Genomic DNA, 15,626 nt, shown 5'->3' with positions numbered 1-15,626 from the left:
TTATATGATCCACATTTAAGTAATGATAACCAAATTTGGAAATAAAAGATCTTATGTTATGCCGGTTTCTGACTAAGAATATATCGTAAATCATTTCCGGTAATTATTTCGAAACTGTAAGCCCACTCCTTGAAATATCAAGTCCAATTCAGTGAGAGGCAAATCTCTTTAGACGATTTTTCTAAAAAATACTGGAGAATTTAAATCTGTCTAGATGAAATAAAATCTATCGAATCGAATTTTAAATCTATCGAGAAGAAATAAAAGTCTTATGCCTAGAAATTAAATTCTTACGCCTTGGAATTAAAAACCAATACGATGAATTTCACCCTTCGCATTAAGGTACGACTCCCGCGTTTGAAATACGTTTTATTATCATAAGTTACCTTACCAGTTAACCAGACGACGGCTTAAACCTGTGCTTGAAATACGGTTTTTCCTCCGAGTGCAATTTCCTAACAGGATTTCTTTAATATGTCATTCGTAACCCCATTTGCAGGTTAAAGTTGAGTGGGCTCTCCTTGCGGATGGTTTCTACTTTTGATCCGTCACTGAAATAATACATCAAACCTGGTTCGGCAAATAGTCCGAAGTGCTTATTGGCGTTGAACTGAACTCCCATAGCACCGCCAACCGACCATTGCAGCGGTTTTACATTTACATCCTCTGTCGTTTTGTTTATGAGATTACCCGAAATAACCGTTTCAGTGTCCATCTTTCCCGATACGCTCTTTTCCACCATACCCCCTCCGGAGAGGTAAAGGCTCACAAATCGCTTGTCCAGAATCAGGTAGTTCAACCTTAGTGGTATGCCTACGTAATGCAGCGTCTGATTGTATCTCAATGAGCTACCGGTTCGTCTTCCTTCCGATTCCAGTCGGGTATATGTCGCTCCGCTTTCCAGTGCCAGATGTTCCGTTATTTTTTTACGAACGGACAGTCCGAAAGAAACAGGTTGTTTGTGCTTCCATTCAACAGGTTGCGAATTCCTGTAATACGCCATTAAAAGGGCATCGCCATAGAGTGCTGTTACCGTACTCATGGGCATATAGCTCGTTTGGTTGGACGACCCGCTGCCGTTTCCTGTATATAAAGCAATGGCAAGGTCTCCTTCAATTCTTTTTCGGCTGAAGAGATCTCTTTCCGCGCTCTGTTCACTTCTTTTTTTCGTTGCACTATTTCCCTTTTGGACTCTTTTTTGTTGCTCGGTTGACTTATGTTGCTTGTCTCTTTGCTCTTTCTTTTCCTCTATAACTATAGGTTTTTCAGTTTCGGATGATACTGCCGCTTTATCGGCTTCAGATACATTCTCTGTAATGGCGGCAAGATTTTTCGTTTCGATCATTACCCCACGTTTTGTCTCAGCACCGGTGCTCTTCACCATACTATTTATGGCCAACATGTTTTCTTTTATCCGGTTTGCTTTCAAGGCTGGAGCAATTTTCTCTTCTGCTTGTTTAGTGACAGGACTTTGTATCGTTTCTGTTTTCTGTGCAGATTGGTTGTATTTCTTCACACCTCCGGGCGATTCGTTCAGCAGGAAGAATGTAGCCGGGATAAGGAGTAGCAGAATGATTGCCGCTGCTGCCGCATATATAAAGTAGGAGCGTTTGGGAGGCACAACGGGAGCGGGAGAGATCTCTTTCATCAGATTCTCCCAGCCGTCAGCTGCTGGCGGTTCCTTGTATTCAGCCAAGCTGTTCCTCAGGGCGGATACCCATTTTTCTTCTTCCTGTTTCATAGGTTGTTGTCTCTGATATATTCGTTTATCTTTTTTGCCAGAAGTTTCTTGGCTCTGAAAAGCTGCGACGAGGAGGTACGTTCGTTTATTCCCAGTTTTTCGCCAATTTCTTTATGCGATAGCTCTTCCATAACAGCCAGATTGAACACCGTGCGATATCCATCGGGCAGTTCGGAGATTAGTTTCATCAGCACCTGCTTCGGAACCAGCGATATATCCTCTTCCTCTGGCTCCTCAATATTTTCAGGCAACTGTTCAAACGTTATTATTTGGCGGTTGATATCGTTTTTGCGCAGGTAGTCAAGCGAAATATTAACCATCAGTCTGCTGAGCCATGCACGCAGTGAGCCTTCACCGCGATACGAGAACTTATCAAATGAGCTGAATGCCTTTACAAATCCGTCGTGCAGAAGGTCCTGGGCTGTATCCCGATCGCCGGCATACCGGTAGCATATACCCAGCATCTGCCCGGCATATTGCTCATAGAGCTCCTTCCGGGCAATATTATCTCCAGCCCGGCAACGTTCTGTCATCTCTATTTCACTCATTAACTCCACGCGCGTTTATCTGTAAATGCACAAATATACAAAATACTGCATGTGGAGGAAACTATTTTTTTAAGAACGCTCAAAAAGATGAGCCGACAGAAAGAAAAAGTTGCACGAAAAAATAAGAATGTTTAACTTGCGCCCCTATTCAGATAACTAAAAAATGTGAAGGTATGAAGAAAGTTATATTTAGTGAAAAGGCTCCGGCAGCTCTCGGACCTTACAGTCAGGCAATTGAAGTGAATGGAATGGTGTTTCTTTCCGGTCAGCTGGGATTGGATGGTGCAACGGGTGAATTTGTGCCGGGTGGTGTTACCGGACAGACCAAACAGGCATTCGAAAACATCAAGCACATTTTGTCAGAGGCAGGTTTAACCACTGCAAACATTGTGAAGACCACCGTTTTCTTGGCCGATATGTCACTCTTTGCCGAAATGAACGCGGTTTATGCAACCTATTTCGAAGGTGCATTTCCTGCCCGTTCGGCTGTGGCGGTAAAGGAATTGCCTAAGAGTGCATTGGTAGAGATTGAGTGCATTGCCGTGAAATAAGAATCGGTATAAAAAGCAACTCCCCTTACTCGAATTTTTTCTTTCAAAAAATCAATCGGGTAAGGGGAGTTTTTGTTTTATTGTATGGACGTTAATAATAATCAATCAGACAGTTGTTTCTTTTGCGGAGAATAATTTGTATATTTACCGCAAAATATACGGAGAATATGAGAGCAATCTACATCTGGCAGCAAAAGGAATGGCCAAATTTTACCTGGAACTATGCAAAACTATCCTATAAACTGGGTAGAGTCCGCAGTTTACAAGGTCAGCTTGTGGGCAAAATGAGTACGCTGGGTTTTGATCTTCAAAACAGTGCAATGCTTGATGCGCTAACGGCGGATATCACAACATCGTCCGAAATAGAGGGGGAAATATTGAATAGCGATCAGGTGCGCTCTTCTGTGGCCCGTCATTTAGGAATAGAGATAGAAGGACTGCCTGAAGTAGATCGTTATGTGGATGGGGTGGTACAGGTGATGATAGATGCTACTCAAAAATATATGCAGCCATTGACAGCCGAACGCCTATTTAACTGGCATGCAGCCTTGTTTCCCACGGGACGCAGTGGGGCGTATAAAATAACGGTTGCCGATTGGAGGCAAGGTTCAGAGCCGATGCAGGTTATATCGGGAACAATGGGGAGGGAAAAAGTACACTATCAAGCCCCCGATTCGGACAATGTTTCTTATCAGATGCAATTGTTTCTGGACTGGGCTAACGAAAGTCAGCAAATTGATCCTGTCCTGAAAGCTGCGATAGCTCATTTATGGTTTGTAACTGTCCATCCGTTTGATGATGGAAACGGTCGAATATCCCGAACAATATCCGATTTGTTTTTAGCTCGTGCCGATGAAATGCCCCATCGATTTTACAGCATGTCTGCCGAAATACGTAAACAACGCAGAGGTTATTATGAGATATTAGAAAAAACACAGAAAGGCGGTTTAGATATTACCGGTTGGTTGGAATGGTTTCTTGATTGTCTGGAGTCTGCATTGCTTGATACGGAAAGAGCTGTCGGAACGGTTCTGCAAAAAGCCGCATTCTGGGATGTGCATCGTTCCGTCTCAATGAACGAGCGTCAAATTAAGATGGTGAATCTGCTTTGGGATGGTTTTGAAGGAAAACTGACTTCATCAAAATGGGGCAAGATTACCAAGTGTTCTCCCGATACCGCGTTGCGTGATATACAAGATTTGATGGCAAAAGGGGTGTTGCGTAAAACAGACGAAGGGGGACGAAGCACCAATTATGAGTTAACTATTTAATGGTTTGCGGAGAATAATGCGACTATTCTCCGCAAAATATACGGCAAAAGTACGTTTTATTCTCCGCAAACATCTCATATATACTAATTCTCAAAACTAGAGAGTCTATTCTAATAGGATTTCACTTGTAAGAAGCGAGCTTATCTTTTTAATTACATTCCGTAAAACTTGATTATATTGAACGTTAAGAGTTCAAACGTTATCGAATAGCACGACGCACTTTAGAAGTGCTCCACTGGATTTTCTTCAAGTGGGGGAGTGGGCAGCTCTGATGCTTTCATCTTTATTTTTCTAGGCAAAAGTAGAGCTGAGTCGCTTGCATTGAAGAAAAATAACCCTCAGCTTCTATTACTTCGTTAGATAAGTCATCAAATCGGCTACAATGAAGCTGCTTCCGCCCACGAAGATAAAGTCATTCTCAGAAGCATTTGCTTTGGCAGCTTCGAAAGCCTGAGGCACGTCGGGGTAGGTGGAGCCGTTCAGTCCCGCCTTGCCGGCCAACTCCTTCAATTCCGTTTCGTGTAGCGCCCTCTTCACACTGGCTTTGGTAAAGTAGTACACCGCCTCTTTGGGCAGTAACGCCAGCACACCGCTGATGTCTTTATCATTCACCATCCCCATTACTATGTGCAGTTTCTCGTACTTCTGCCGGCGTAGCTGCTCGGCAATGTAAGTCATTCCGCCCACGTTGTGACCGGTGTCGCACACAATAGTGGGTGCGCTTCCCAACCTTTGCCAGCGTCCCATCAGTCCTGTTAGTTCGCATACCTTCGAGAAGCCCGCTTCAATCGCCTCCGGAGCAATTTGGTAGCCCGCTTGCTTCAACAGTTTCACGGCCAGCAGAATGGTGTTGCTGTTCTTCAGCTGGCACAATCCGCCAAGTTCCCCTGTCAGTTCGGGATAGTCGGCAGTGTGGTAGTGCCAGAATCCGCTTTCATCCATCTCGTACCCTTGAAGCAGTTGCTCCTCTTCCGCAAAGAAAAGCGGTGCTTTCGCCTCCTTGGCTTTGTTGATGAATACCGGTTTGGTTTCGTTGGTCGTCTCTCCAACAACCACCGGAATGCCCTCTTTCATGATACCCGCCTTTTCTGCCGCAATCAATGCCAGCGTGTTTCCAAGAAACTGGGTGTGGTCAAAGCTGATATTGGTGATAATGCTCAGGTCGGGATGGATAATGTTGGTGCAGTCCAGCCGTCCGCCCAGTCCCACTTCAATGATTGCCACATCTACTTTCTGCTGTGAAAAATAGTTGAAGGCAAGCGCTGTGGTCAGTTCGAAGAAGGAGGGAGCAAGCGGTTCGAAGAAGCATCGTTCCCGCTCCACGAAGTTTACCACGTATTCTTCGGAAACAGGAGTTCCGTTTACCCGTATCCGTTCGCGGAAATCAACCAAGTGAGGAGAGGTATAAAGGCCTACCCTGTATCCGGCCGATTGAAGAATGGCGGCAAGCGTGTGCGAGCATGACCCCTTTCCATTGGTGCCCGCTACATGGATTGTCTTGAAATTGTTATGCGGATGATTAAAATGTTCATCTAATGCAAGGGTATTGCTAAGCCCTTCTTTATAAGCTGATTTCCCAACCTGTTGAAACATCGGAGTGCTTTCATACAGATAATTGAGTGTCTCTTGATAATTCATTTATTTTCGAAAAAAATAGATGCGAAGTGATATTTCGTATCTCATTAATTGTTATATTAGGTGCAAATATCAACATTTAAAATCTAAAAATTATGGGAACAAAGAAAAATTTCGTTTTAGATACCAATGTTATCCTACACGACCATGACTGCTTGACAAGTTTCCAGGAGAATGATATTTACCTTCCAATAGTGGTTCTCGAAGAATTAGATAAGTTCAAGAAAGGAAACAGTGAAATCAATTTCAATGCCCGCGAGTTTGTTCGCGAGCTCGACCTGATTACCGATGATAAGCTTTTCACCAAAGGAGCCTCGCTGGGCGAGGGGATGGGAAGGCTCTTCATTATTACCGGAGGAGTGGAGTCGGAGATTGTGCGCAAATCGTTTCCTGAAAGGCAGGCCGACCATGAAATTCTTTCTGCTGCCGAGGTTCTTACAAGGAAGCATCCCAAGATGAAAACGATCCTGGTGACAAAGGACGTGAATCTACGCATGAAAGCCCGTTCCATCGGTGTGTTATGTGAGGACTACATCAATGACAAGGTGGTGAATATCGATATTTTTGAGAAATCGAATGAAATATTCGATGGTGTACCAGCTGAACTGATTGATAAGATATACTCCTCTAAGGAAGGGGTTGATATTAATGATCTGGATTTCAAGAATGTGCTTCATCCCAACGAATGCTTCGTGATGAAGAGCGAACGCAATAGTGTGCTGGTGCGCTACAATCCTTTAACACACACTGTTCACAGGGTAGGTAAGGCGAAACATTACGGCATTGAACCGCGTAATGCCGAGCAGAGCTTTGCATTCGAAATACTGACCGACCCCGATGTAAAGCTGGTAGCACTTACGGGGAAAGCCGGTACTGGAAAGACTTTGCTTGCGCTGGCTGCCGCCCTGAGCTGTATGAACGACTACAAACAGATTTTGCTGGCACGCCCCATCGTAGCGCTCTCTAATAAAGACTTGGGCTTCCTGCCCGGCGATACTGCTGCCAAGGTGGCACCTTACATGCAACCGCTCTTTGATAACCTGAATGTGATCAAACATCAGTTTTCTCCGACCTCCACAGAAGTGAGGCGGCTGGACGATATGCAGAAGAGTGGTCAGCTTGTTATTGAGGCGTTGGCCTTTATCCGTGGCCGAAGCTTGTCTGAAACCTACTGCATCATCGACGAGGCACAGAACCTTACTCCGCACGAGATGAAGACCATCATTACCCGTGCCGGCGAAGGAACCAAGATGATTTTCACCGGAGACATTCAGCAGATTGACCATCCGTACCTGGATAGCCAGTCGAACGGCCTGGTTTACATGATAGACCGCATGAAGGGACAGAACATCTTTGCGCACGTCAACTTGGTTAAAGGCGAACGTAGTGCGCTGAGCGAGCTGGCCAGCCATTTGATGTAGTGAATAACTGCATCTTTGATGATGATGAGGTGCGATAGTTGCTCCAATCTTACGATTATAGACTGTAATATCGAAATCAAAAGAGCCATTTTCAAACTGTATTGTGGTTTGAAAATCGCTCTTTTGATTACTTATATTTCAGAGAGGACGTTATTCTCCCACTAATTGCGGAAATGCGTTTTTAAGGATTTCGCTTGCTTTTTCATAATCATCTTCAAAAACATATATCTCGATCTGGAAATTTGGAATATTGCCCAATATACCAGATAACGTTTCGTTTCTGAGGAACGATTCTATACCCTCATTACTTAATACATCCCGCAGAACGCTTGCCTGGAAGCTATTTTCCAATGCAGATAAAAGAACTGTTTTCATTGTATTTGCTTTTAAAGATTATTACTTGATAAAGATACTTTTTTCAGAGGTTGTCCTAACGGTTGGAGCAACTCCATTTCTATTTTCCACCTTGCCGGCTGAATGCCGCAAACTCTAAGGCAATTCCGAACTTATCATGTCCAGTATACTGTTATTGCCGGGAAAACCGGTGACCTTGTTTTTCAATGTTCCATTTGTGTCGTAGATGAGGTAAGTGGGTATTCCGCCAAAATCAAGATTCTCCCGTAAATAGTTCATTTCGTCTTTTGTCAGGTAATAGTGTTCGCCTCCTATTTGTTTTATCTGCCCTTCCCAGCTCTCTTTCGGAGAACTGGCACTCGTGATATAAACAAAAACCACATCTTTACCTTTCAGCTCTTTTTTTAACGGCTTCATCTCTTTAAAAGCATTCATACACGGACCGCACCATGTAGCCCAGAAATCAACCATCACCACTTTCCCTTTGTACTTGGCTATGATGGCCTCCATCAGCTTCTCTTTTGCCACAACAGGGGTCTTATTCACTTTTAAGTCCTTGTTGCTTTCGAGGGTTTTTGCAGTCTCTTCATTCTTCTTCAGTATAATATCTCCAATGGCTTTTTTGTTGGCTATAAAGTAATTTCTGATGTTTGCAAGCTGTTTATTGGTCAGCGCTTCAGTTCCGTAGCTCATCTGTTGGTCGTATGCATTTGCCGCAAGCATATCATAAAACATACCCGAATTGAATCCAACCACATTCTTAACAGAATTTTTTACTCCTTTGAGCCATTCCTCGACGGGTGTATTGCCTATCTTGGGAATGTTGAATGCTTTTATGACTAAAAAAGCCTTCATGAAATCGTGATAAGAGTAGCAATATAGATATTGAGGGTCGTTCAGGTTGTATTTTCTGAGGAATGAATAATACTCTTTGTCGGGCTCCACAGCCTTATAATCGGCAAGAGCTCCATTATTCGCCCTCTCAAAGCTCTCTTCCGCACACTCTTTATAGTAGAAAAGCCTTCCTTTCAAAAAACGCAGATTGAATGAATTTTTAAGGTTGTTTTTTATTCTTTCAGAAAGGACAATGGAGTCCATTGCGATGCTCATCCTTTTTTTAAGGTTATTGTTTAGATTATAATCAGCAAATTCTTTGGGTGTCATTTTATGAAAATCAACCAGTGAATCATGATGCATTTCAAACAAGTTAAGAGCCTCACACATTTTCGTCATCTCATTGGCAGATAAATCAAGCTCCCCTTTGGCACTGATTTTCATCTTATCTTTATCGTCAAAAGAGATGTTGATTTGTGTCTCTTTCTCCTGCTCTAAACCAATAGCGAAAATGCAATAGTACATTGTTTCTGAACTGATATTTAAGATAGCTATAGCCTTGCTGCTTTGAAGTGGAACATTGATAGAAAACCGATTCTCCTTATCCAGGGTAGTTTTATAACTGCATTCGCCGGTTATGGGATTGTAAACCGTGATTTCAGCAATTAATTTTTCACCGTCTTTGGATGGTTTCTGTTTGCTGATGCTGCAGGATAATTTGGCTGAACCTGCTTTAATCACTGGGTTTGGGAGTTTGTTGCCAGCCATTGCTTCTGATGAAAACAGCAGGTTGAATATCAGGATTATCAAGACAAACCGTAAATAGAAAAGATGTTTAGTCATATGGCAATAGATTTTTATCAGTTTATGTATTCAATGTTGTTTGGCAAAGCTATGAAAATATTTGATTTATTAAAAGTTTATTTCTGCTTTTAGTCAATAATAGCCATTAATTTAGAAAAAATGTTATGTTACAATCATTGAGTAATTTTATACATTTTAAAGTTTTACCATACAGCAATAAATTGAAACAAGTCATTGCTGTATGAATCTAATTTCAATCCTTGTCCTTTTTAATTTTAATTACATAGGCTCCCGGCTGGGAGATATGTACATTTTCTCCATTCTTTAAATCCAAATCCATCGCTTGATATGCTGCAATATAGCAGAGCGAATCTATGATGACCGCCTGTATTTTCTCATTGTTCTGAAGTATCTGAATGTCATCTGTCCTTAAATTCTTAACTTGATTGGCATTGCTGCCAGGCAGAACCAGATACACGTAACTGGCCGGTTGGTCTTTCCTGTGTTTTATGTATAAGGAAAAAATGTTGCTTTCCAGTTTCGCCGGCTTGTACATTCCCATAAAATCACACCATTGTCCCTTTTTCAATTCCGTTGTAGTGATGCATGTGTCAGCTTGTAGCACTATATAACCGGTATTATCGTGGAAGAATCGCTTGTTGCAGTCCGACCAAACTTCGCCTTTTCTGAAACGCTGGTCGATGGAAGTTATGATTGTTGCGGTACTATCCGAGTGAATATTGCTTCCCATGCAAAGCACGTAGTTATTTGTGAATATCCATGCTTTGTGAGCGGTCAGCCCGTTGCGTTTCAGTTGCATATAGGTGATGCCGGTTTCGCCATTACTAGTTCCGCCTACATAAGAACTTTGGTTGCGGCTATCCTTCCTATTGGCATTAGGGATGGGTGCTTCGCTATCATAGGTAGTAATTCCCGGAATTCTTCTCCAGTTCCAGAAGGGAAAGATGTTATGGTACTCGTCACCACGTACATAAGTATATAGGGCACCGTCGGCCATATAGTATCCTTTCAGGTTATCTTCGTTCACCAGTTCAGTTCCTATTACACGGTTGGAAGCCATGCGCACCGAAGCCATCCATTGAGGAGTGCGATGGATGGTATAGTCTGATTCCCAGAAATGCTTGTTCCCGGTAAAGGTATTAGGGGCTTGCGAAAAGAAGGAATTCCGGTCAATCATCTTCTTAATTTTTTCAGCGTCTTCCGGATTACAGCTTTTCATCAACGAGTATGCCGCAAAAAGCAGCCTGAATCCTTTGTCTACATCCGCATTGCGGAACAATTGCCGGTTTAGTGCGTTTACATCCCAATATCCCCGCCAAACAATCCATTGGTAGCCATCCAGTAGAAGGGAGATAAGAATCTTATGCTGCTCCTTTGAGAAGGCAAGTGGAGTGTCGGTAAACAGTTCTGAATAGAAACTCATGTTGCATATATACGACAATCCGTAATTGCCGAATTGCTGTTGTGGTCCATGTTGATGGAAACTCCAATCGGCTTTAATTCCCTCTTTCTGCCCCAGAACAATTTCCGATCCAATTGCTTGTTGCGCCTCTTTTACAAGACTCCAATTGTTTTGCAGTATGGCCCTGATTAATACGTTGCCTGCCAGCCATACCTTATTTTGTCCTGTCATGCCAAAGGCCGAATTCATCATCACTTTTATGGCTTCCTGTTTTTCTTGTTCGCTCATTTCTTGTTCGAATAGCAAGAAGGCCGGTCCAAGGGTGCGCGGTATCCCGATTTGATTGTACCACCAGTTGGCGCATACAGGTTTCCGATTGAACCATAGAGCCATTGCTTGATGAATTGCTTTTTTTAGCTGTGAAAATTCAGTTGGTTTGAGCATTAGTTTTTTCTGATAGTAGTATTTGGTGAGTTTCAGAATTCGTTCGGCGTGTATCTTAGGTTCCCATCCGGAACGTTTGGTATCCTTATAGTTAATATCTTCCCACGTGCCATCTGCATGGAGAGTGCTTGTCAGAAGTTGAATCTCTTTTGCGGAAATAGGGTACAGTTGCTGTAATTCAATTACATTCTGATCGGATACCTCTTGTTCGGGGGAGATGGCTGATAATCGTTTGAGAAGATCTTCTTTCCCTTTATCATTACTGATTGTTGCATTAATATAATTTCTTTTGATTAAAGCGATCGAATCGTTTGTTGATTTTTGTGCAAAGATGGAACAACAGACAAGAAGGAAAAAAAAGAGAAGTTTATTTCTTTTCATGGTATAGCTTATTTTTTATCGTAGGTTACAAAGTTTGTTGGAATGTAAAATACCACCAGTTTATGGACCGCAAATATAAAGATTTAATGTTTTATTTCTCTTTCTCTTTTATTTTTTGTTTTAATGCACGTTTAAAAGGACTGGTAATTTCATGTTATGAGGTGTTTTTAATAATCTGCCCCTAATCAAGATGTATATTTAGTCAATATCAGCCATTTATACTTTTTTGCAATTATGTATTGCATTTTATGCTTGCGTAATTAGTGATTGTTGTGATAATTAATGTTTATTCTGCGGTGGGAAATTGTATGGAATGCAGAGAAATATATACTTTAAATTAGTAATGTTACTGCTGATTGGTTGGCTTATCTGAATTTAGAGCCGTGATCTTCTGCGGCAATTTGAATAGGCTACATTGCTTTTATATAGCAAAATAGTATAAGATTTAGAGATTTCTTATGAAACAAAAGAATTTGTGGATTTCTTATCATGAAAAGTTTCTTTTATCCATTATAATTGGCTAGGTTTGCGGAATTAACTTTTAAAAAATATTTATTATGTTAGAACCGTTGAAACAATTTATTTGTGATGAATGTGGTGGAGTTATCTCTAAACCGGAAGATGGGTATGTTGAATGGATTAGTGTTTTTGATGATGAAAAGGGAAAGTCTATTTCCCATGGCTTTAGGATTGTCCATCGTTTGCATAAATCTCCATTAAAAAACAACAACCCCGAAGGCTGTTATAAATATGGGAATGAAGACGGTAGAAGTGATAGTAGTTTGGATAATTTCATGGAAGACGTCAATATCAAGTTAACTTCTTTTTTGGATACTGGTTTTTTACACAATCCTTCGAGAGAAAACAATAATCATATTATTGATTTCCCCGAATTTGTTGATTTCTCCAGAAGATTAACCGTTCCTTACTACGAAGAGGCCAGAGTTCATTTTAATGATATCTATAGCAACGCCTACTATGATGGCCATAATCCTCACAGTCTTTTCAGTGAAGAAAAACTTAAAGCAATCATTGAACAATTTTCCGGTTGAAATTAGTAGTTTAGGAATAGTGGCAGAGATTGCATTCACGGCTCAATGAGAGGGCCGAGGGACGCCTCCAACGTCCTAACAGGGCATAAGGTTACAGAGCTTTTAATCGTGCGTAATGCTACCTAAATTGGAAACACTAGGTTTTTAAAGCCATCTAAAAAAAGCCCGCGGGGGTTCGAATAGACTCCCGCCGTCTTTTTTAAAACTCCCGCCGTCTTTCCACAAAAAGACGGCGGGAGTTTTTTGGCTTGTTCAGGTATATGACCTTTCCTGGATGATTTGTAAACGTAACTCATTCGTCATTGTTTCTATTGTCCTCATAATTTTATAAAGTTTACGATTTGGAAACTGTAAACTTTTTCCAGTATAAGACATTATTTCCCATAATATATTTTTTTCCATGGTTTTATTCCTTATGTTCGTGGCTTTGATATAAAATAGAATGATTAACCAATAAAGGAGTGCTATGATTGTTGACTCAATGGGCTACGAGGAGATTGCAGCCGAATTTCAATCGGATTATAAATCCGAGATTGAGCCAAAGTTGTTTGTAACTTTTGGCATGGAGGCCAAGTACAGAAGATATTTGATGAAAGAGGCCAAAAATGGCGAACTGATATTCTTTAAACCGATTAAGCTGACCAGTAAAAAAGGCAATAACTACATCATTCAGTATTATTGTGAAGGCTGGGCAGGGTATAAAAGAAATAATCTGATCTATTTTATCTACCTCTATTATCACCGGCCGGATGGGCTATACGCCGTTTTGCATGCCGAAGCGAGGGACGCAACCCGATTTATGTTCTATACGCCTCACTTCTTTGACAGGTACAGGGAAAGATGCATGGACGATGTTACTGTACCCAAACTGCAGGTTATTCAACAATGCTTCAGGTACAACCATAATTTTGCAGTGACTCCGATCGACAGTGAAAAGTACAAGGACAATGTTCTTTCTACTTTAAAAGAGGGGATAGGGTTAGGCAATTACATTACTCCGTTGATTATCGAATTCAGAACCTTTGTCTCTTTAGATATGATGAAAGAGGATCAAGCTGAAATGATGAAAGAGAATCATCCGTTTATGTTGCGTGGTATAGAATATGAGCGTAGCATAATAAACAAAATGGTGAGGGCATACAAGGCAATGGGATACTCGTGAGGTGTTTGTAAGACGGTTTATATATCAGATAATACTTCATGTTGCATAACCAATGCAACAAGCCTGCAACGAAATATAAAGATTAAAAATGCAAAGTCGGCATAAAAAAAATATCCCAAATGTTTGCATTTAAAATCTATGTTCGTAATTTTGCGAACAATATATGGAAAAGATTAAAGATTATACAGCAGAGCAGGAGCAGATTGCCCGCTTTGCCAAGGCAATGGGGCATCCGGCAAGGATAGCGATACTCGACTTTCTGGCATCGCAAGAGAGTTGTTTCTTCGGGGATATTCACGATGAATTGCCTATCGCCAAAGCAACAGTGTCTCAGCACCTCAAGGAACTGAAGGATGCCGGACTGATTCAAGGGGAGATTGAGGCTCCTAAGGTGAGGTATTGCATTCAGAAGGAGGAGTGGGCAAAGGCTCAGAAGCTATTTGGTGACTTCTTCGATAGGAAAGATATCGGGAAAACCTGCTGCGAATAATATTTTTTTGCGCTGATTGTTCGTTGTTTTACGAATTACGATTAACTAATAAATAAGGATTATATGGAAATTAAAATTTTAGGTTCGGGTTGTGCTAAATGCAAAACACTCGAGAAGCTTACACGCGAAGTGGTTGAACAAAACGGCATTGAAGCCTCTATCTCAAAGGTGGAGGATATCATGGAAATCATGAAATACGGGGTTATGGCAACGCCGGCTCTGGTGGTTGATGGAAAAGTCGTGATAAAAGGACGGGTCCCTTCTCAGCAGGAAATAAAGGAGGCTCTTACCAAATAATCGATTAAAAGAGAAAACGATGAAACGTATAGTAATGATTGGCTTCGCCATTCTGTTGATTTTGGGGTGCATTGTTTACATTGTCCAAAACAACAAGGGTCAAAAGTCGAAGGGCGTTGTTGCCCAGGAAGCCGTTGCCGGGGAAAATGGTGCACAGAAAGTTGCTGCACAGCAGGTAGAAGTTTACTATTTTCACTTTACACGCAGGTGTCCCACCTGTATGGCTGTGGAAACGGAATCTAAAAACAATCTGGTTGCGCTATACCCAAAACAGGTTAAAGGAGGGAGCGTTGTTTTTAAAAGCATAAACCTGGATGACAAAAGCAGTGAGGTGATTGCCAAAAAATGTCAGGCAAATGGGCAGAGCCTTCTGGTGATTAGTGGTACAAAGAGGGTAGACCTTACTTCGGAGGGATTTATGTATGCCCGCAATAGCCCTGACAAGTTCAAGGCAAAGATCAAGTCAGTTATTGACCCCATGCTGGGAGGTAAATAATTTGCCGATATGGAGTTTCTTCAAAGTATACTCGATAACTCGCAGTACGCCTTCGTTACAGCAATTGTGCTGGGGCTGATGACTGCCATCAGTCCCTGTCCGCTGGCAACAAATATAACGGCCATCGGTTTTATAAGCCGCGATATTGACAACGGCAACAAGGTGTTCTTCAGCGGGCTTATCTATACGCTGGGAAGGGTGACAAGCTACACACTTCTCGCGGTAATTCTATATTTGGGAGCCGACCAGATGAATCTCTCCTTGTTCTTTCAGGGATGGGGAGAAAAACTGCTTGGACCGGCACTTATTGTTATCGGCCTTTTCATGTTGGGCATAATAAAAATCAACCTACCGGGATTATCCGGTCTGGCCGACAAGATAGGTCAAAGCAACAAAAGGAGTTACTTGAGCTCCTTTTTGTTGGGGATGGTTTTTGCTTTGGCATTCTGTCCGTATAGCGGTGTTCTCTACTTTGCCATGCTTATTCCCATGACAATTGCCAGTGCAAGCGGGCTTTATCTCCCTGTGCTGTTTGCCGTTGCCACCGGATTGCCTGTCATTGTATTTGCCTGGCTACTGGCTTTTGCAGTGGGCAATGTCGGTAAGCTGTACAACAGAATTAAGGCTTTTGAATTCTGGTTCAGAAAAGTGGTTGCAGTAACCTTTATCCTTGCCGGCTTCTATTATTCCATGATTTTCTTTCTCAATTAGAAACAGACAAA

At 41.9% G+C, this 15,626-nt stretch carries 15 protein-coding genes; 9 read left to right on the top strand and 6 right to left on the bottom strand.

The features are described 5' to 3' along the window. Positions 1 to 469: 469 nt before the first annotated feature. Both ABWU87_RS06070 and ABWU87_RS06065 read right to left on the bottom strand, forming a co-directional pair. On the bottom strand, positions 470 to 1,741 hold the full coding sequence (locus tag ABWU87_RS06070; RefSeq protein ID WP_353334095.1) for an outer membrane beta-barrel protein: 1,272 nt from the start codon (positions 1,739 to 1,741) through the stop codon (positions 470 to 472). Beyond that, positions 1,738 to 2,289: an RNA polymerase sigma factor gene (locus tag ABWU87_RS06065; RefSeq protein ID WP_353334094.1), complete on the bottom strand. Its 552-nt coding sequence runs from the start codon at positions 2,287 to 2,289 to the stop codon at positions 1,738 to 1,740. Before ABWU87_RS06065 ends, ABWU87_RS06070 begins: the two co-directional genes overlap by 4 nt. A gap of 173 nt (positions 2,290 to 2,462) precedes the next feature. Between ABWU87_RS06065 and ABWU87_RS06060 the strand changes: the two genes are divergently transcribed. Further along, the gene (locus tag ABWU87_RS06060; RefSeq protein ID WP_353334093.1) at positions 2,463 to 2,840 is read left to right on the top strand and encodes a RidA family protein; all 378 of its coding nucleotides are present in this window, start codon (positions 2,463 to 2,465) and stop codon (positions 2,838 to 2,840) included. Between the two features lie 167 nt (positions 2,841 to 3,007). Further along, on the top strand, positions 3,008 to 4,111 hold the full coding sequence (locus ABWU87_RS06055; RefSeq protein ID WP_353334092.1) for a Fic family protein: 1,104 nt from the start codon (positions 3,008 to 3,010) through the stop codon (positions 4,109 to 4,111). A gap of 348 nt (positions 4,112 to 4,459) precedes the next feature. On the opposite strand, the gene ABWU87_RS06050 is transcribed toward ABWU87_RS06055, so the two are convergent. Then, positions 4,460 to 5,749 (bottom strand): bifunctional folylpolyglutamate synthase/dihydrofolate synthase, encoded by a 1,290-nt coding sequence (locus ABWU87_RS06050; RefSeq protein WP_353334091.1) that lies wholly within the window; start codon positions 5,747 to 5,749, stop codon positions 4,460 to 4,462. A gap of 92 nt (positions 5,750 to 5,841) precedes the next feature. Here ABWU87_RS06050 and ABWU87_RS06045 point away from each other — a divergent pair, with 92 nt between their 5' ends. Then, on the top strand, positions 5,842 to 7,167 hold the full coding sequence (locus tag ABWU87_RS06045; RefSeq protein ID WP_353334090.1) for a PhoH family protein: 1,326 nt from the start codon (positions 5,842 to 5,844) through the stop codon (positions 7,165 to 7,167). 150 nt (positions 7,168 to 7,317) lie between these two features. Here the strand turns inward: ABWU87_RS06045 and ABWU87_RS06040 are convergent, their stop codons facing one another. From ABWU87_RS06040 to ABWU87_RS06030, 3 genes are all read right to left on the bottom strand, one after another. After that, positions 7,318 to 7,542, bottom strand: a complete 225-nt coding sequence (locus ABWU87_RS06040; RefSeq protein WP_353334089.1) for a DUF2007 domain-containing protein — start codon at positions 7,540 to 7,542, stop codon at positions 7,318 to 7,320. Between the two features lie 114 nt (positions 7,543 to 7,656). Beyond that, entirely contained in the window at positions 7,657 to 9,198 is a 1,542-nt protein-coding gene (locus ABWU87_RS06035; RefSeq protein WP_353334088.1) for a TlpA family protein disulfide reductase, read from the bottom strand. A gap of 214 nt (positions 9,199 to 9,412) precedes the next feature. Then, the gene (locus ABWU87_RS06030; protein ID WP_353334087.1) at positions 9,413 to 11,407 is read right to left on the bottom strand and encodes a polysaccharide lyase family 8 super-sandwich domain-containing protein; all 1,995 of its coding nucleotides are present in this window, start codon (positions 11,405 to 11,407) and stop codon (positions 9,413 to 9,415) included. 557 nt (positions 11,408 to 11,964) lie between these two features. Between ABWU87_RS06030 and ABWU87_RS06025 the strand changes: the two genes are divergently transcribed. The 6 genes from ABWU87_RS06025 to ABWU87_RS06000 all read left to right on the top strand — a co-directional run bounded on the left by ABWU87_RS06025 (position 11,965) and on the right by ABWU87_RS06000 (position 15,615). After that, entirely contained in the window at positions 11,965 to 12,459 is a 495-nt protein-coding gene (locus ABWU87_RS06025; protein ID WP_353334086.1) for a hypothetical protein, read from the top strand. Between the two features lie 466 nt (positions 12,460 to 12,925). Then, the gene (locus tag ABWU87_RS06020; protein WP_353334085.1) at positions 12,926 to 13,621 is read left to right on the top strand and encodes a hypothetical protein; all 696 of its coding nucleotides are present in this window, start codon (positions 12,926 to 12,928) and stop codon (positions 13,619 to 13,621) included. 163 nt (positions 13,622 to 13,784) lie between these two features. Continuing rightward, positions 13,785 to 14,111: an ArsR/SmtB family transcription factor gene (locus ABWU87_RS06015; RefSeq protein ID WP_353334084.1), complete on the top strand. Its 327-nt coding sequence runs from the start codon at positions 13,785 to 13,787 to the stop codon at positions 14,109 to 14,111. A 63-nt stretch (positions 14,112 to 14,174) separates the two neighbouring features. After that, positions 14,175 to 14,408 carry a thioredoxin family protein gene (locus ABWU87_RS06010; protein WP_353334083.1) on the top strand — a complete coding sequence of 78 codons (234 nt, stop codon included), beginning with the start codon at positions 14,175 to 14,177 and terminating at the stop codon, positions 14,406 to 14,408. 19 nt (positions 14,409 to 14,427) lie between these two features. Continuing rightward, a complete protein-coding gene (locus ABWU87_RS06005; RefSeq protein WP_353334082.1) occupies positions 14,428 to 14,904 on the top strand; it encodes a nitrophenyl compound nitroreductase subunit ArsF family protein in 477 nt (158 codons plus the stop codon). A gap of 9 nt (positions 14,905 to 14,913) precedes the next feature. After that, entirely contained in the window at positions 14,914 to 15,615 is a 702-nt protein-coding gene (locus ABWU87_RS06000) for an aromatic aminobenezylarsenical efflux permease ArsG family transporter (RefSeq protein ID WP_353334081.1), read from the top strand. Positions 15,616 to 15,626 lie beyond the last annotated feature (11 nt).

It is taken from the genome of Bacteroides sedimenti (assembly GCF_040365225.1).
Classification (GTDB): domain Bacteria; phylum Bacteroidota; class Bacteroidia; order Bacteroidales; family Bacteroidaceae; genus Bacteroides; species Bacteroides sedimenti.
Note: the sequence above shows the minus strand (reverse complement) of the source record. Positions and strands in the feature narration are given on the sequence as shown.